General features: G+C 66.3%; 14 protein-coding genes and 1 pseudogene. 11 read left to right on the forward strand and 4 right to left on the reverse strand.

From position 1 onward, the window contains the following. The 8 genes and pseudogenes from yidC (at position 1) to CQ042_RS03300 (ending at position 8,039) form a co-directional block, all read left to right on the forward strand. The gene (yidC, locus tag CQ042_RS03265) at positions 1–1,071 is read left to right on the forward strand and encodes a membrane protein insertase YidC (protein ID WP_105668792.1); all 1,071 of its coding nucleotides are present in this window, start codon (positions 1–3) and stop codon (positions 1,069–1,071) included. Between the two features lie 8 nt (positions 1,072–1,079). Next, complete coding sequence (locus CQ042_RS03270) at positions 1,080–1,559, forward strand: R3H domain-containing nucleic acid-binding protein (RefSeq protein ID WP_181157444.1); 480 nt, start codon at positions 1,080–1,082, stop codon at positions 1,557–1,559. 36 nt (positions 1,560–1,595) lie between these two features. Continuing rightward, the gene (gene rsmG / locus CQ042_RS03275) at positions 1,596–2,219 is read left to right on the forward strand and encodes a 16S rRNA (guanine(527)-N(7))-methyltransferase RsmG (protein WP_105668794.1); all 624 of its coding nucleotides are present in this window, start codon (positions 1,596–1,598) and stop codon (positions 2,217–2,219) included. A 1,590-nt stretch (positions 2,220–3,809) separates the two neighbouring features. Continuing rightward, entirely contained in the window at positions 3,810–4,685 is an 876-nt protein-coding gene (locus tag CQ042_RS03280) for a ParA family protein (protein WP_258131994.1), read from the forward strand. Then, positions 4,685–5,653, forward strand: coding sequence for a ParB/RepB/Spo0J family partition protein (locus CQ042_RS03285; RefSeq protein WP_105668796.1), 969 nt, complete (start codon positions 4,685–4,687; stop codon positions 5,651–5,653). The genes CQ042_RS03280 and CQ042_RS03285 overlap by 1 nt, the downstream gene beginning before the upstream one ends. A gap of 24 nt (positions 5,654–5,677) precedes the next feature. After that, positions 5,678–7,162: pseudogene (locus CQ042_RS03290) on the forward strand (sugar porter family MFS transporter); the annotation flags it as partial. A gap of 9 nt (positions 7,163–7,171) precedes the next feature. Beyond that, on the forward strand, positions 7,172–7,507 hold the full coding sequence (locus CQ042_RS03295; RefSeq protein WP_021201393.1) for a hypothetical protein: 336 nt from the start codon (positions 7,172–7,174) through the stop codon (positions 7,505–7,507). 1 nt (position 7,508) lies between these two features. After that, positions 7,509–8,039, forward strand: coding sequence for a GrpB family protein (locus CQ042_RS03300; protein WP_105668798.1), 531 nt, complete (start codon positions 7,509–7,511; stop codon positions 8,037–8,039). A 124-nt stretch (positions 8,040–8,163) separates the two neighbouring features. Here the strand turns inward: CQ042_RS03300 and trxA are convergent, their stop codons facing one another. The 4 genes from trxA to CQ042_RS03320 form a co-directional block, all read right to left on the reverse strand. Further along, complete coding sequence (trxA, locus tag CQ042_RS03305; protein ID WP_021201395.1) at positions 8,164–8,487, reverse strand: thioredoxin; 324 nt, start codon at positions 8,485–8,487, stop codon at positions 8,164–8,166. 93 nt (positions 8,488–8,580) lie between these two features. Continuing rightward, positions 8,581–9,561: a thioredoxin-disulfide reductase gene (trxB, locus tag CQ042_RS03310; RefSeq protein ID WP_105668799.1), complete on the reverse strand. Its 981-nt coding sequence runs from the start codon at positions 9,559–9,561 to the stop codon at positions 8,581–8,583. Positions 9,562–9,691: 130 nt separating this feature from the next. Further along, positions 9,692–11,308 carry a murein biosynthesis integral membrane protein MurJ gene (gene murJ, locus CQ042_RS03315; protein WP_105668800.1) on the reverse strand — a complete coding sequence of 539 codons (1,617 nt, stop codon included), beginning with the start codon at positions 11,306–11,308 and terminating at the stop codon, positions 9,692–9,694. Beyond that, positions 11,301–13,487, reverse strand: coding sequence for a DUF6049 family protein (locus CQ042_RS03320; protein WP_105668801.1), 2,187 nt, complete (start codon positions 13,485–13,487; stop codon positions 11,301–11,303). Before CQ042_RS03320 ends, murJ begins: the two co-directional genes overlap by 8 nt. A gap of 97 nt (positions 13,488–13,584) precedes the next feature. On the opposite strand from CQ042_RS03320, the gene CQ042_RS03325 reads away from it, so the two are divergent. From CQ042_RS03325 to CQ042_RS03335, 3 genes are read left to right on the forward strand one after another with little or no spacing between them, the layout of a single operon-like run. Beyond that, entirely contained in the window at positions 13,585–15,096 is a 1,512-nt protein-coding gene (locus tag CQ042_RS03325) for a methyltransferase (RefSeq protein ID WP_105668802.1), read from the forward strand. A 28-nt stretch (positions 15,097–15,124) separates the two neighbouring features. After that, positions 15,125–16,180 carry an LLM class flavin-dependent oxidoreductase gene (locus tag CQ042_RS03330; RefSeq protein WP_105668803.1) on the forward strand — a complete coding sequence of 352 codons (1,056 nt, stop codon included), beginning with the start codon at positions 15,125–15,127 and terminating at the stop codon, positions 16,178–16,180. 40 nt (positions 16,181–16,220) lie between these two features. Then, the gene (locus CQ042_RS03335; protein ID WP_105668804.1) at positions 16,221–16,412 is read left to right on the forward strand and encodes a hypothetical protein; all 192 of its coding nucleotides are present in this window, start codon (positions 16,221–16,223) and stop codon (positions 16,410–16,412) included. The last annotated feature ends 31 nt before the right edge of the window (positions 16,413–16,443 follow it).

Consider the following 16,443-nt stretch of genomic DNA (forward strand, 5'->3'; position numbering starts at 1 on the left):
GTGGGTCTTGACCTTCTGCTAGCCAGCACCACTCCCAGCGACGCCCCCGCTGCGGGTGGCTTCGATCTGATCGGCACCATCCTGTGGCCGCTCAAGTGGGTCGTCGAGCTGATCCTCGTCGCGTGGCATTGGCTGCTCACCGCCGTCGGTCTGCCCGCCGCATCCGGCATCACCTGGGTGCTGTCGATCGTCGGACTCGTCATCGTCGTCCGAGCTGCCCTGATCCCGCTCTTCGTGAAGCAGATCAAGAGCCAGCGAAAGATGATGGAAATTGCTCCTGAACTGCGAAAAGTTCAGGAGAAGTATCGCGGTAAGAAGGATCAGCTCTCTCGCGAGGCCATGAGCCGCGAGACGATGGCGCTGTACAAGAAGCACGGCACGACACCGATGTCGAGCTGTCTGCCTCTCCTCGTGCAGATGCCGATCTTCTTCTCGCTGTACAGCGTTCTGAGCGATGTCAGCAAGCACGCGAAGGCCGGCAGTGGCGGTGTCGGGCTGCTCAGCCCGGAGCTCACCAAGGAGTTCTACGACGCCAAGCTCTTCGGTGTCGCCTCGCTGCACGAGACCCTCGGCAATGCCGTCGACGCCAAGAACACCACCGCGATCGTCATCCTGGTCACGCTCGTCGTGCTCATGATCGCTTCGCAGTTCTTCACCCAGCTGCAGATCATCTCGAAGAACCTGTCGCCCGAGGCCAAGACCGGCCAGGCGTACCAGATGCAGAAGATCATGCTCTACGTGCTGCCCCTGGGCTTCATCTTCTCGGGTGTCTTCTTCCCCCTCGGCGTCGTCGTGTACTGGTTCATCTCGAACCTCTGGACCATGGGACAGCAGTTCCTCGTCATCCGTGAGATGCCGACTCCGGGTTCGGAAGCCGCCAAGGCTCGGGAAGAGCGCCTCGCACGCAAGGGCAAGGCGATCGACTCCTCGGGCAAGGTCGTCCCGATGGCCGCATACGAAGCCGAGCAGCAGCGTCTGCTGGAAGAGGCGGAGAAGGCGAAGGCCGAGGCCCCCAAGCGTCAGCAGCCGGTCGGCAAGAAGCGTTCGAAGAAGAAGGGGAGCGGTTCGTGAGCGAGACCATGACCGAGAACACCGAGCCCACGGTGGCTCAGCTCGAGAACGAAGGCGACGTCGCGGCGGACTACCTCGAGGAACTCCTCGACATCGCCGACATCGACGGTGATCTGAATCTCGATGTTCGTCAGGGCCGGGCTTATGTCTCGATCGAGGCGGAAGGCGACGCACTTTCCCTGCTTTCGGCCCCCGACACCGTGCAGGCGCTGCAGGAACTGACGCGACTCGCTGTCCAGAGTAAGACCGGATCCTTCTCACGACTCATCCTCGACATCGCCGGGTCGCGCGACACGCGTCGCCGCCAGCTCGAGACACTGGTCGACGCCGCTGCCATGAAGCTCGACGAAGGTTCATCGCAGGCTTCACTGCCGTCGATGTCGAGCTACGAGCGCAAACTCGTTCATGACATCGCTGCCGAGCGCGGGCTGGTCTCGGAATCGTATGGCGAGGGTGCTGACCGACACACGGTCCTCCGTCGTCGTTGATGTTTCACGTGAAACATCGTCAGTTCGGAGCAGTCGATGAGTGAGCTCGAGCTCGAACCTTCTGTGGCGGTCGCTCTCTTCGGTGATCGCATCGAGGTGGCACGCGCGTTCACCGATTCTCTGGCGCGCGAAGGGGAGGAGCGCGGTCTCATCGGACCGCTCGAACTCCCGCGCCTGTGGACGCGGCACATCCTTAACAGTGTGATCGCAGCGCCCCTGTTCCACGGATCAGTTGCTGACATCGGTTCCGGTGCCGGCCTGCCCGGCCTCGTGCTGGCGATCGCTCGTCCAGATGTGGAGTGGACACTCGTCGAGCCGATGGAGCGCCGCATCACGTGGCTCAACGAGCAGGTCGAGGCACTGGAGCTCGCGAATGTCACCGTGGTTCGCGCTCGCGCAGAAGACGTTCGTCCGCTTGCAGCTTTCGATGTGGTGACGGCCCGTGCTGTCAGTGCGCTACGCACCCTGATACCTCTCACCGCCCCGCTGGTTCGGGATGGCGGAGAGTTGACATTGCTCAAGGGGATCAACGTCGCGAACGAGATCGAAGCGGCACAGAAGCAGGTCAAGAAGTTCCGACTCACGGATGTGCGTGTCGAGATTCTGGGTGAGGGCGTTCTCCCTGAGACCACTCGGGTGGTTCGCGCACGGGTCCGATAGCTGCTGGCGCTGGTGCTGATGCAGGGTGTTTCACGTGAAACACCCCGTTTTCTGTGTTTCCTGGGTGGGATAGTAGCTGCTGGGGAGCGTGGTGCCCGACAGTGAGTGCGACGACAGGGGCCAGTGGTGCGAGCGGGTCATGTTTCACGTGAAACGGTGTTGGTTCTCACACTCGCACGGTTCGAGCGTCTTACCCCGAGGCGATCATCGATGACCGGGGCGGTCAGTCATCCCTGTCTTGGGCGCGGTGTCTGTGAGGTTGTGGTGTGCAGAACGGGAAGAGCTGAGTGCTGACGGGATGAAGTGGTGGTGTTTCACGTGAAACACCACCGCCCCCTCCACAGCGTGCTTGTTCCCGTATTGTCGCAACTTCCTTCATGTTCGCTCTTCTTCCCGGTTTCATCTGCCGCAAGCGCTCTGTCAGGAGCGGTTGCGGCTCCCCACCTCTGGAGATCGAGCAGTAGCCGGGGCCAGTGTCGATCTCGGAGAGGGGCCGAAACCGTGTTGTTTCACGTGAAACGTCGTCGGGATGGTGATCTGCGGCACATATTGAGGTTTCCGAAGTATCACTTGCCGTGCACGGCAGAGAGAGCGAGGCAGGGGAGAGTGTGGTCTGCTCCAGCGTGCGTCGAGAGTGCGTGAGAAGCACGGATCGACCTCCGTGGCGGTAACCCCCCGGGCGCGGACAGCGGCGGTGAGCCGTGCACATCTCGCCATCTGTGCAAAGCGGATGCACAACGGGAAGCCTGTCTGTGGGGTCGACGTCGTCGGGGGAGTGGCCGATGGGGCAGTGCGCTTCCGTTACATCGGTATCTGGGATGTTTCACGTGAAACGTACCACCCGACTGATCTGAGGCGGTGAGCGCTCCCGCGATGACAGATTTGGCGTGTGCGCGCCGGCAGGAGTGTTATCCGCCCCCGGGCGATGGCCAGATGAAGGCTCGTATGTAGATCGTGGAGAAGATGGGGGAGTGGGAGTAGGAGTGGGTGTGTGCCAGGGATCGCGCTTCCACGTCATGCGTATCTACGGAGATTCTCGAACCTCGCATGGCCACGACCGACCCCTGTGAGGCGTCGGGGGCGGTGCCCGTGTTTCACGTGAAACAGTCGCGGCGAACCTGGAGAGGGAAGTACTCCGGGTCTGGTGATGCGCCTTCGTCATCGACGTTGATCATGTCGAGTTCCACAGGTGAGTGCATCGGGCGCGTGAAGACCCTCCGTGGGGAAGGGAGCAGACACTGGGCAGCCTCCGCGCACGCGGCATTGCGTCAGAAAAGTCGCCCGGAGGACAGTGTCCGACCATCGAACGGACCCCTTCGGGTGCTGCGGGCCGGGGTGTTTCACGTGAAACACCCCGTTCGGCGAGACACTGGCATTTTTTGCGGGAACAGCTGCCTTTCGGCGTTCTGCGACGTTCCGTCCAGGCGATGTGGGAACCAGGGGAGCCGCCTGCGGGGTGGAGTTGTCTGACGTGGGTCATACCCGTCATCGAACGTCCCTGCTTGCGATTAGAGTGGAACGCGGCCCCGAAAGGAGTGGATGTTTCACGTGAAACAATCCGAGAAGACATCCTCGAACGAATCGTTCGGGATGGATACACCGCTTGCGCGGGAACTCGCAGACCTCTCCGCCCGCAGGCGTGCTCTCGAAGCCGCGACTGTGGAATTCACGGGGGAGACCCGCGTGCTGACGGTTTCCAATCAGAAGGGCGGCGTGGGTAAGACCACGACCGCCGTGAACACCGCATCCGCTCTCGCGGGCCTGGGTGCCAAGGTTCTGGTCATTGATCTCGACCCGCAGGGCAACGCCTCGACCGCGCTCGGAATCCCGCACAGCGCGGATGTGCCCAGCGTGTACGACGTGCTGATCGACGAGCTGCCGCTGGCGGACATCGTGCAGCCGAGCCCGGAGGACCCGAATCTCTTCTGCGCACCCAGCACGATCCACCTCGCAGGTGCAGAGATCGAACTGGTGGCACAGGTCGCACGAGAGCATCGCCTTCGTCGGGCCCTCGAGGCCTATCTCGTCGACAATCCGATGGACTTCGTGATCATCGACTGTCCACCGTCGCTGGGCCTCCTCACGATCAACGCCTTCACCGCCGCGACCGAGGTCTTCATCCCGATCCAGTGCGAGTACTACGCGCTGGAAGGACTGAGCCAGCTGCTGGGCAGCATCCAGATGATCCAGAAGCACTTGAATCCGGTGCTGCATCTGTCCACGATCCTGCTGACCATGTTCGACGGGCGCACGCGCCTCGCACAGCAGGTCGCTGATGAGGTCCGTACACACTTCCCGGAGCAGGTGCTGGAAACCGTCATCCCCCGTTCGGTCCGGGTGTCCGAAGCCCCGAGCTTCGGTCAGACGGTCATCGCCTATGACGGCCAATCCGCCGGTGCGATCGCCTACCGCGAGGCCGCCGTCGAGATCGCGTCGCGAATCGCGTCGCAGAGCAAGGAGAAATGATGGCGAAGCGCACTGGACTGGGTCGAGGAATCGGTGCCCTCATCCCGACGGCGGATCAGACGGAGCGTCCCGTCGACGTCTTCTTCCCGGGCGCGAGCCTGCGGCAGGCTGCCGAGGCAGTGGTCGACTCGGAGGCCGGTACCCCCGACCTCGAAGAGGTTCCCGGTATCCACCTGATTCAGGTGGATCCGAACACGATCGTCGCCAATCCGCGACAGCCGCGAACGCACTTCAACCCCGAAGACCTGGCAGAGCTGGTCCACAGCGTGCGGGAGTTCGGCGTCCTGCAGCCTGTCGTCGTCCGCAAGAACTCGGATGGCGCGTATGAGCTGATCATGGGGGAGCGGCGCACCCGTGCCGCCCGCGAGGCCGGCCTCGACGTGATCCCCGCGATCGTTCGCGACACCGCGGACGAAGACCTCCTTCGCGATGCGCTTCTCGAGAACCTCCATCGATCGGAACTGAACCCCCTCGAGGAGGCGTCGGCCTACCAGCAGCTCCTGGAGGACTTCGGCATCACTCAGGAGGAGCTCGCGACACGGATCGGCCGCTCTCGCCCGCAGATCAGCAACACGATCCGCCTCCTGAAGCTCCCGGTTCCGGTGCAGCAGAGAGTGGCCGCCGGTGTGCTCACGGCCGGGCATGCACGCGCGATCCTCAGCCTCGAGACGCCAGAATCGATGCAGCGTCTCGCGGACAAGGTCGTGAACGAAGACCTCTCGGTTCGCGCGACGGAGGAAGCGGCCAAGTCGCAGCCGCGCGCCGGCGCTTCGGCGAAGCCGACTCCCGGGGCGCGCCGCGCCTACCTGGATGAAGTGGCGGGCAAGCTCGGCGACCGACTGAACACGCGGGTCAAGATCGCCCTCGGGGCGCGAAAAGGCCAGGTTACAATCGATTTCGCTTCGATCCAGGATCTGAATCGCATTCTTGAAGAGCTCGGCGAGAGTGGCTACGGCACGACGAAATGACGCCCCGACCGTAGCGATGGTCGCCTAGACTCGCGTCATCTCGACGACGAGGGGGAAATCATGTCGACAGCATCGGGTCCAGCCGCCATCAAACGCCGTGTGATCGCGGTCAGCATCGCGGCCGCATTGGGAGGTTTCCTCTTCGGATTCGACACGGCCGTGATCAACGGCGCCGTCGATGCCCTGGCGGGCGATGTCTCCGGATTCGATCTCGGTACCGCCCTGAAGGGCTTCGCCGTGTCCTCGGCCCTCATCGGCTGTGCTGTCGGTGCGTGGTTCGCCGGGCCGGTGTCCAACAAGTACGGACGCATCCCGGTGATGGTGGTCGCAGCGGCGATGTTCTTCGTGTCGGCGATCGGGTCCGGTCTCGCGTTCGGGGTGATCGATCTGATCGTGTGGCGCGTGATCGGCGGTCTCGGCGTCGGCGCGGCATCCGTCATCGCTCCCGCGTACATCGCCGAGGTCTCTCCGGCAGCGGTGCGCGGACGCCTCGGCTCCCTGCAGCAGCTCGCGATCGTCACCGGTATCTTCGCCGCCCTCCTCTCGGATGCGCTGCTGGCCAACATCGCCGGCGCCGCCGACCAGCCCCTGTGGGGCCTCACAGCATGGCGTTGGATGTTCATGGTCGCCGCGATCCCGGCTCTGGTCTACGGGCTCATGTCGCTGCGTCTGCCGGAATCGCCGAGGTACCTGGTGCGTAAGGGCGAACTGAAGCGAGCGGCCGAGGTGCTCGAGACCGTCACCGGCACGATCGATACCGAGGCGAAGATCAAGGAGATCACCGGAACGATCAACACCGAGCGCTCGGAGTCGCTGCGCGACCTGCGCGGCAATCGTCTGGGGCTGAAGCCGATCGTCTGGATCGGCATCCTGTTGTCCGTGTTCCAGCAGTTCGTCGGCATCAACGTGATCTTCTACTACTCCACGACCCTGTGGCAGTCGGTGGGATTCGACGAGTCCAGCGCCCTCCTCACCTCGGTGATCACCTCGGTGACGAACATCGTCGTCACGATCGTCGCGATCCTCCTGGTCGACAAGATCGGCCGTCGCATCATGCTGCTGGTCGGGTCTGTGGGAATGACGGTGACGCTGGGGCTGATGGCTGTGGCGTTCTCGTTCGGCACGCTCGATGCCCAGGGCACGGCGACCCTCCCCGACCCCTGGGCCACTGTCGCTCTGGTCTGTGCGAACGGATTCGTGGTGTTCTTCGGTGCCAGCTGGGGGCCGTTGGTGTGGGTCCTGCTGGGCGAGATCTTCCCGAACTCGATCAGAGCCGGTGCTCTCGCCGTGGCTGCTGCGGCACAGTGGGTCGCGAACTTCTTCATCTCGACGACGTTCCCCGCGTTCGCCGAGATCGGCCTCACCTTCGCCTACGGCTTCTATGCGTTCTTCGCGCTCCTGTCGTTCTTCTTCGTGTTCTTCAAGGTGCCGGAGACCAAGGGCAAGGAACTCGAGGACATGACCGAGAACATGAAGGTCGTGCGGCGGAGGGGTCCGCAGCCGACGTAGGCTTGATGCATGACCGAGTCCGTCCAGCGCCGCGCCAGCCTCGAAGTGCTGCGCGCCGAGGCGGCCGACGAGCTCGCGGTGCTCATCCAGGAGCGACTTCTCGGCGGGGAGGATCCGTGGGAGTTCATGGAGGAGCTCCCGAGCGTCGATGAGCTCGTCGTCTACCTGCTGCGTGCCGACAACATCAACGCGAATGACGGTGTGCGCCCCAACGCTGCCCGGCATTACCGCGTGCTGCGCCAGATCGCCCTCGAATATCCGGAGTTGACCTCCGCGGTGTGGGGCCTGCTGGACGAGAAGCAGCGCCACCGCCGCTGGGACCCCACGGTCGCCGACGCCTCCTGACATGACCGTCGTGCTCGTCCCGTACGATCCGGTATGGCAGCGTGCGTTCGCGGTGATCGCCGCCGAGCTGCGGGAGCAGGGCGACGCGAGCTGGACCATCGAGCACATCGGTTCCACGGCGATTCCGGGGATGAGCGCGAAGCCGGTCATCGACGTCGCCGTTCGCATCGCCGACCCTGCCGACTTCACCCGGCATCGACCCGCGCTCGAGAATGCGGGGTGGCAGGTCGGCAGCGGCGTGCGCAGTCACCGGGTGATGGTCTACGAGGAAGATGGCGTCCGGACCCGCATCGCGCACTTCTTCGAGGCGGCAGAGTGGGATGACGTGAACCAGAGGATCCTGCGTGACTGGCTGCGGGAGAATCCGGCAGACGCGCTGCTCTACGAACGCGCCAAACATGCCGCGGTGGACGCCGCGAGAATGGGCGAAGAGTCGTACAACGCGGGAAAGACAGCGGTTCTCCAGCTCCTCGTGGATCGCGCTCGCGCTGCCCGTGGTCTCGCGTCGGTGTCGGTGTACGACAAGAGCTGAAGGCGCTTCGTCTCACTTCGCGCGCTCGGCGACCGCGGAGGGCGATGTGCCAGGCGCTCAGCAGCCGGAGATGCAGAAAAGGGCCGCACCTCCCCGGGAGGTGCGGCCCTTTCGTCTCAGAGGATCAGCCGATGAAAGCGGCGAGGTCCTTCTCGAGCGCGAACTTCGGCTTGGCGCCGATGATGGTCGTCTTGACCTCACCGCCGTGGAAGACCTTCATCGCCGGGATCGACGTGATCTGGTACTTCATCGCCAGCTCGGGGTTCTCGTCGACATTGAGCTTGAGGATGGTGATCTTGTCGGGGTTGTCGGCCTGGATCTCGTCCAGCACCGGTGCGACCATTCGACACGGGCCACACCACTCGGCCCAGAAGTCCACCAGCACGGGACCGTCGGCCTGCAGAACGTCCTGCTCCCAGGTCGCCTGGCTCGTCGCCTTTGCACTCATCAGAGTTCTCCTTGATTGGGGTTCGCCTGCTACAACAGCCGACGAGGGGAAAGTGTTCCCGCCCGGTCAGCGGCCCGCCGGCCGCTATCCGATCTATGCCGTGGCGGTGAGGATCTCGGCGGCCTCCGCCGCGGGCACCTCGACGGAGGCATCCTCGAGATCCGCGAGGAAGTGCTCCGCGTCGAGGGCGGCGACCGTGCCGGTGCCGGCCGCCGTGATGGCCTGGCGGTAGGTGGGGTCGATCACGTCGCCGGCGGCGAACACACCGGGTACCGAGGTCTTCGACGAACGGCCGTCGACCCAGATGGTGCCCTCATCCGTCAGCTCGAGCTTCTCGTGCACGAGGTGCGTGCGCGGGTCGTTGCCGATCGCGATGAACAGGCCATCGAGCGGCAGGTCGCTGAGGGTGCCGTCGACCGTGGAACGCAGCTGCACGCCCGTCACGGAATCGCCGCCGAGGACCTCGGCGACCTCGCTGTTCCACACGAACTCGATCTTCTCGTTCGCGAACGCGCGCTCCTGCATGATCTTCGACGCGCGCAGGGTGTCCTTGCGGTGGATGACGTAGACCTTGTCGGCGAAGCGCGTGAGGAAGGTGGCCTCTTCCATCGCCGAGTCGCCGCCGCCGACGACGGCGATCGTCTTCTCGCGGAAGAAGAAGCCGTCGCACGTGGCGCACCAGGAGACGCCGTAGCCCGAGAGGCGCTCTTCGCCGGCGATGCCGAGCTTGCGGTACGCCGAGCCGGTCGCGTAGATCAGCGACTGGGTCTCGTGCACCGCGCCGCTGCCGAGGATGACCTTCTTCACGGGGCCGTCGAGCTGCAGCTCGGTGACGTCGTCGTAGAGCACCTCGGTGCCGAACTTCTCCGCCTGCTCCTGGAACTTGGCCATCAGCTCGGGGCCCTGGATGCCCTCGGGGAAGCCCGGGTAGTTCTCGACCTCGGTGGTGTTCATCAGCTCACCGCCGACCTCGACGGAACTCGCGATGAGCAGCGGCTTGAGGTTCGCCCTGGCCGCGTAGATGGCAGCCGTGAAACCGGCGGGGCCGGAGCCGATGATGATGACCTGACGCATGTGCTCTCCGTCTTAGAAACTGCCGTCGAATGACCTTCGAATGCTTCAACCCATGGTAACCGCGGGGCATTCCCCGCACAGTGTGCGCCGCGGGGCTGGGAGACGCCTCCGTGGACGCCCGGCGACCCGCTCAGCGGCCGGGGGGGAATCGCCGCACGAGGGCGCCGGCCGCCTTGAGCTCCGGCGCACGCATCAGGGCGAGGATCGCGACGTAGACGACGACCACGACGAGGCCGATGATCGCGGTCGCGAGGGTACCGGCGATGACGCTCGACGTCGCCCACCCCGAGGTGCCGCCGAGGAGGAGGTAGGCACCCCACCCGGCGAGGCCCGCCGGGATGCCCGCCACGGAGAAGCGTGCGATGGCGAGCATCCACGTACCGACGCGAAGACCGCCGATCTTCCGGTGCAGAAGCCAGGTCGCCACGATCACCTGCACCGTACTGGCGATCGACTGCCCGAGGGCGACGGCGGCGGCGAGTTCGGTCAGCGGCAGCACGCCCGCCTGGAGGAGAGCCCACGCGGCCAGGGCAGTTCCCACGATGAGCACGCACTGGAAGATCGTGAACCAGAAGGGCGTGCGCGTGTCGTCATACGCGTAGAACGTGCGCTGCACGATGAAGAGGATGGTGAGCGGGATGAGCCCGATCAGATAGCAGAGGAGAACGAGGGCGGCCGACTGCGCATCTTCCGAGGTCTTCGTGAAGACGCGTGATGCGGGGATCGCGGCTGCGGCCACGGCCGCGACCGCAGCGACGATGAAGAAGAGGAGCGTGCGGATGCTGCGCGCGATGTCGCCGCGCACGTCGTCATGGCGTCCCGCAGCGGCATGCTCGCTGATCTGTGTGAAGTACGGCGTACCGATGGACAGCACGATGATCGAGTACGGCAGCATGAAGATCAACCAGGCGTTGCCGGTGACGGCGGCCGACGAACCCACACCCGAGGCTGCGGCGACGATCCGCCCCTGCACGATCCCGGCGGCGAGGCTGGCGAAGGCCATGAGGAACGTCCATCCGGCCAGGCGTCCCACATCGCCGAGACCGACACCGCGCCACCGGAAGTCGGGCTTGAGCGAGAGGCCGGTGCGACGCCAGAACAGCAGCAGGACGACAGCCTGGAGCACGATTCCGCCGGTCGCCGTGCCGCCGAGCGCGCTGATCATCTCGGGTGTCCAGTCGACCGCCTGGGTCGGTACCGGCGCGAAGAGCGCACCGATGAGGACGAATCCGATGATCGACACGACGTTGTTGATGACCGGTGCCCAGGTAAACGGCCCGAAGATGCGTCGGGCGTTCAGAGCCTCGCCCAGAAGGGCGTACAGGCCGTAGAAGAGGATCTGCGGCAGGCACCAGTATGCGAGCGCCGTCGCCATGGCCTGCACCGACGGCGGAGCCGTGCCCGCCACCAGTGTCACCAGCCACGGCGCCGCCGCCGTCGCGAGGGCGGTCACGGCGACCAGGACGACGGTCCCCAGGGTGAAGAGCTTCGAGATGAAGGCGTTCCCCCCATCGGCATCCGCCGTCGCCTTGACGATCTGGGGAACGATGACCGCAGTGAGGATCCCGACGGAGATCAGGGAGAACACACTGTTCGGGAGCGTGTTCGCGAAGGCGAACGCGTCGGCCGGACCCGATCCGACGGCGCCGATCACCCCGACGAGCACGATGCTGCGCAGCAGTCCGGTGACCCTCGACACCAGGGTGCCGGCGCCGATGACGGCGCTCGCGCGACCGAGGCTACTCATTCTTGTCTTCGGTCGTGGGGGCATCCGGTCGGGCTTCCACGGCATCCTCTTCGAGTGATTCGATCTGTGCCTCGACGGCCGCCTCCTCGGCGGCCTCGCGGCGCTTGCGACGGACGGTGCGGATCACGCCGAGGGCGATCAGCAGGACGGCGAGGCCGCCGAACACGATGAGTCCGATGGTCTCCCACTCCGCGCGCACGGCGACCCGGACGGTCTGCTCGCCCTGGATCTGCACGCCCGTGGGGCTGTAGAGGCTGAGGCGCAGGTCGACCTCGCCGCTGCCCACCCGTGCGGAGACGGGAACCTTGACGCGCGTCGTGGAGTTCCCTTGCACGACCGTCTCGATCATCGGCTTGACCTCGAGGCGCGGGTCGGTGGGCGCGGCGAAGAGCTGCACGGTCACCGGCCAGGGCAGATCGTTGCGCACCGCGATCGGCAGATCGGCGTTGGCGGTGAGGAGCTGGATCGTGCTGGACGGCGGGATGTTGACGGCGCCCAGCGTGCCGGTGGTGCGCTCCTGGTGAGCCGCGACCTTCTCGGCGAAGGCCTCCGGCGAGGCGCCGACGGCGAGCGTGCGCATGATGCGGATGCGCTCGGGGCTCAGCAGCACCTGCGGGTCGGCGAGGATGGAGGAGAACGCGGTGAGAGTCCCCTCGTCGGCGAGGAGAGTGACGACGGCGGCGGCGCGGGCCGGGTCGGCCGCGGCGGTGAGGGATGCGGCGACCGGCGCGGTCGCTCGGAGAGCAGACAGCTCGAAGCCGATCGAATCGGCCGTGGAGATGGCATCGCGCAGTGCATCGGCGGTGCGGTCCTCGTTTCGGTCGAGTCCGATCAGCAGCGGGGCGCCCGCCACCCGGCCCTCGGCGAGCACGAGAAGAGCGGAGGCTTCGGCGAGCAGTCGCTGACGGTCGAGCGAGTCCTCCTCGGCCGCGACCTCTGACAGGGTCTCCGACGCAGCGGCATCCGTGATCAGCAGGTCCTGACCGCCGGCCGTCGCGTGCGCTGCACTCTGCCCGCCGACGGAGGCCGAGGAGACGATCGTGGTCGTGCCCTCTCCGAGGTATCCCGCGAATGTGCTCAGATCGTTCAGGGTCAGATCGTCTTCCGGCCAGAGGATCTGCGGCAGCGCGCCCTCCACGACGATGAGGTCCTCATCACGGGGAAGATCCGAGGTGCCGGTCGGACTGGGGGAGGGCGACGGGGTCCCGCTCGGCGCGTTCGTCGGCGCCGTGGTGGCCGGTGCCTGCGGGAAGTTCGCTCCCTCCAGGAACGGGGCGAAGGTCGTGGGCTGGAGAAGCGCCGGGAGACCCGCTTGCGCCTGGGCCGCGGCATCCGCATCACCGAACTGCAGCGCGAACCGCGCGTTCGGCAGGCCGTCGAGCCGCGTGAGCCACTGCTGTGCCGATTCGGGCGCTGCCGAGCCGAGGACGCGGATCGCCGTGAGGATCGACGGATCGATCGCCAGCACCGCGGTGGTGCCGGCGACCCCGTCGAGCTGCGCCGTCAACGCGCCGTCGGAGGTGGTGAGCGCCGAGAGCTCGTCGGCGGTGAGCAGCGCACTGACCTCCGGCGTCGCGGTGATCGGCACGATCACCCCCACCTGCGTGGTCTGGGAGTCGGCGACGACCAGAACGCTCGTCGCCGTCGACGCCACCGCGGTCGTTCGATCGTCGGCGGAGTTTCGCGTCGTCGCACCGCTGAGCTCCGCGCGCAGCGGATACACCCCCGGCCCCAGGTCGGCGAGCGTCTCCGCAGGCACGAAGACGTTGGTCGTCGTCGTCGCACCGGCATCGACATCGGTCGTCGTGTCGTCGCCGATCACCGCGAACTCGCCCGGAGCCTCGCCATCGTCGAGCCACCCCGTGACGGCGGCGTCGTCGGTGAGCGGCGTCTTACTGATCTCGACCTGGACACGGCCGCCGGAGAGCTCCGAATCGGTGTCGTTCTCGACGGTGAGCATCGCTGTGGTCGAGGATCCGGGCGCGACGAGCCCGCGCAGACCGGCGGAGACGTGGAACCCGACGCTCTGATCGCCGTCCGAGGCCGACTGATCGGCGGCGACCGCCGCGCCAGGGACCACGAGGGCACACCCGCCCAGTGCGATCGCGAGGACAGCCGTCCTGCCTGCGAGCCGTCGCAGGCGCGCACGGAGGCCGTGCTCGGGGGTGATCGCGGTCATGAAGGTCTTCCTCGAACGCCCGGAAAGGGGCTGATCGTGAGTACTGACCTCCTGATTCTAGGAGGCGCGAGAAAGGAGAACCCTGAAGACGCGTAGAGTGACGGCCGTGTCCGACACCCCCGCACCCGTTTCCGACCCGCTCCGTAGCGCCGCGCTCGCCGCGGATCTCGACAGCGCGGACCTCCGCTCCGAGCCGCTTCGGCGCCTGTGGGGTGAGGAAGCAGACGACGCTCTCGCGCGCGGGATGCGTGAGCCGATCCTGCGTGCGATCGCGGGTGATGCCGGTGTGCTCGCGACGCTGGGCCGGCTTCTCGTGCTCGGGATGCCGCAGCCTCGAGACGCCGTCACCTCAGCTCTCCCGCGGCTCGGAGTGGAGGGGCTCGTGGCCCTCGGACTCGCGACGACCGATGCGGAGACCGTGACGCCGACCGCTCTGCTGCGCCCGCAGTCGTTCGTCGATGCCGACGGGGTGGGGGAATGGTGGATCGCCAGCGACCTCGACGAGGTGGCTCTCGACGGCGTCCTGCCTCCCGACCACGTGCTCGGCGTCGGAGGGGCGTCTCGCACCCTCGCCGAGATCATCGTCCCGATCGAGGTGGAGCGCGCTCTCGATCTGGGCACCGGATGCGGCATCCAGGCGCTTCTCGTCGCGCGCCGGGCCGGTTGGGTCGTCGCGACCGACATCTCCTCGCGCGCACTGGCGTTCGCGGAGCTCAACGCCCGGCTCAACGGGGTCACGAACATCGAGTTCCGGCACGGCAGCATGTTCGAGCCGGTGGCGGGGGAGGCCTTCGATCTGATCGTCTCCAACCCGCCCTTCGTGATCACTCCGCGTGCGGAGGGCGTGCCCGCATACGAATACCGCGACGGCGGGCTGGTGGGGGATGCGCTCGTCGAGCAGTTCGTGCGCAGCGCGCCCGCGTTCCTGACGCAGAACGGCATCGCTCAGCTGCTCGGCAACTGGGAGTCGAGGGCGGGGGTCGCCGGCCTCGCTCGCCTGGACGCCTGGGTGCCCACGGAGCTCGACCTCTGGGTGGTCGAGCGCGAGGAGCTGTCGCCCCTCGGCTACGCGGAGCTGTGGATCCGTGATGGCGGCACGACGCCGCGCGACCCCGGGTTCACCCCGCTGCTGACCGCCTGGCTGGATGACTTCGCGGCTCGGGGCGTGACATCGATCGGGTTCGGCTACGTGCTGATGCGCAGAGGGACGTCCGGTGACCCTCTGCGGCGCAGAGAACGTCTCTCGCAGCAGGTCTCGAGCGTCGGGGCGGCCCTGGGCACGGGTCTCGCCGCGCACGACGCGCTCGCCGGCGGCATGCCCGCGACACTGGTGGTCGCCTCCGACGTCACCGAGGCCCGGCATCTTCTCCCCGGCAACGACGACCCGAGCGTGATCGAGCTGCGTCAGGGCGGCGGCTTCGCGCGCACCGTGAATGTCGATCCCGCCCTCGCGGGGTTCGTCGGCGCCTGCGACGGCGAGCTCACGGTCGGGCAGATCGCCTCCGCGTTGGCCGATCTCTTCGAGGTCCCGCTCGCCGAACTGTGGGGGGAACTCGAGCCCCGCATCCGGTCGCTCGTGCTCGACGGCATCCTCGTGCCGGGGGAATAGCTCAGAGATTCATGCGTTGGAATACACCATGAAGGCTTTCGGATTCCTCTCCTTCGGGCACTACGCGGATGTGCCCGGCTCGGCGACCCGCACCGCGGGCGACATGTTGAAGCAGACCATCGCGATCGCCGAGGGTGCGGACGAGATCGGTGTGAACGGCGCCTATGTGCGCGTGCACCACTGGGCGCGCCAGGCCGCCTCTCCCATGCCGCTGCTCACGGCCATGGCCGCTCGCACGCAGCGCATCGAGGTCGGAACCGGTGTGATCGACATGCGCTACGAGAACCCGTTCCAGTTCGCCGAGGAGGCGGCCGCCCTCGATCTGATCGCCGACGGCCGCATCGCCCTCGGGGTGAGCCGTGGTTCACCCGAGACGGCACTGCGCGGCTACGAGACCTTCGGGTACGTCGACGAGGAGGACACCGACCGGGGCAGTGTCATCGCCCGCGAGAAGTTCGACCTCTTCCTGCGCGCGATCGACGGCGAGGGCATGGCTCCCGGCGACCCGCGCATGGTGGGCGCCGGCCGCTACCTTGCGATCGAACCGCAGTCGCCGACGCTTCGCGATCACATCTGGTGGGGATCCGCCTCACGGGCGACCGCGATCGAGACGGGCCGCAAGGGACTCAACCTGATGAGCTCGACCCTGGTCACCGAGGCCACGGGGCAGCCCTTCCACGAGCTCCAGCGCGAGCAGATCGACCAGTTCCGCTCCGCCTACAAGGAGGCCGGTCACTCGGGAGCCCCACGGGTCTCGGTCAGTCGCAGCGTCTTCCCGCTGGTCTCCGACATGGACCGTGCGTACTTCGGACTGCGCAGTGAGGAGAACGCCGATCAGATCGGCATCATCGACGGGTTCCGCTCCACGTTCGGCAAGACTTACGCGGCAGCACCCGACGTCCTCATCGAGCAGCTGAAGCAGGACGAGGCGGTGATGGCCGCCGACACCCTGATGCTGACGATCCCGAACCAGCTCGGGCCGGACTACAACCTGCACGTGCTGGAGTCGTTCGCGAAGCACGTCGCGCCGGCGCTGGGGTGGAAGCCGAATACGGAGGGTCCGGTTCAGGGCGACGCGATCTGACCCGGGGTGCACGAAGCGATCCGTCGATAGACTTCCGCTCGTGAAGAAGATCGACGGGACACTGCTGCTGACCTGGATGCTGCTTCTCGGAGGGTTCTTCCTGGTGCGCAGCTCGGAAGACTTCCTGCAAGGGCTGGGGTACGCGTTCGTTCTCGGTGCGTGCGTTTTCCAGCTCCGGTACATCCTGAGATCGGTCAGCGAGTATCGGAAGCGTCAGCTCACCGAGAGCTAGCCCTGGCCGATCAGCCATGAACAGCACGTCG

The sequence above is a fragment of the Microbacterium sp. MYb62 genome (genome assembly GCF_002979475.1).
Taxonomy (GTDB): Bacteria; Actinomycetota; Actinomycetes; order Actinomycetales; family Microbacteriaceae; genus Microbacterium.

Excerpts from the sequence above, each read along its gene's own strand:
- CQ042_RS03270 (WP_181157444.1), top strand. The coding sequence starts at position 1,080 with ATGACCGAGAACACCGAGCCCACGGTGGCTCAGCTCGAGAACGAAGGC.
- rsmG (WP_105668794.1), top strand. The coding sequence starts at position 1,596 with ATGAGTGAGCTCGAGCTCGAACCTTCTGTGGCGGTCGCTCTCTTCGGT.
- CQ042_RS03280 (WP_258131994.1), top strand. The coding sequence starts at position 3,810 with ATGGATACACCGCTTGCGCGGGAACTCGCAGACCTCTCCGCCCGCAGG.
- CQ042_RS03285 (WP_105668796.1), top strand. The coding sequence starts at position 4,685 with ATGGCGAAGCGCACTGGACTGGGTCGAGGAATCGGTGCCCTCATCCCG.
- CQ042_RS03295 (WP_021201393.1), top strand. The coding sequence starts at position 7,172 with ATGACCGAGTCCGTCCAGCGCCGCGCCAGCCTCGAAGTGCTGCGCGCC.
- CQ042_RS03300 (WP_105668798.1), top strand. The coding sequence starts at position 7,509 with ATGACCGTCGTGCTCGTCCCGTACGATCCGGTATGGCAGCGTGCGTTC.
- trxA (WP_021201395.1), bottom strand. The coding sequence starts at position 8,487 with ATGAGTGCAAAGGCGACGAGCCAGGCGACCTGGGAGCAGGACGTTCTG.
- trxB (WP_105668799.1), bottom strand. The coding sequence starts at position 9,561 with ATGCGTCAGGTCATCATCATCGGCTCCGGCCCCGCCGGTTTCACGGCT.
- murJ (WP_105668800.1), bottom strand. The coding sequence starts at position 11,308 with ATGAGTAGCCTCGGTCGCGCGAGCGCCGTCATCGGCGCCGGCACCCTG.
- CQ042_RS03320 (WP_105668801.1), bottom strand. The coding sequence starts at position 13,487 with ATGACCGCGATCACCCCCGAGCACGGCCTCCGTGCGCGCCTGCGACGG.
- CQ042_RS03330 (WP_105668803.1), top strand. The coding sequence starts at position 15,125 with ATGAAGGCTTTCGGATTCCTCTCCTTCGGGCACTACGCGGATGTGCCC.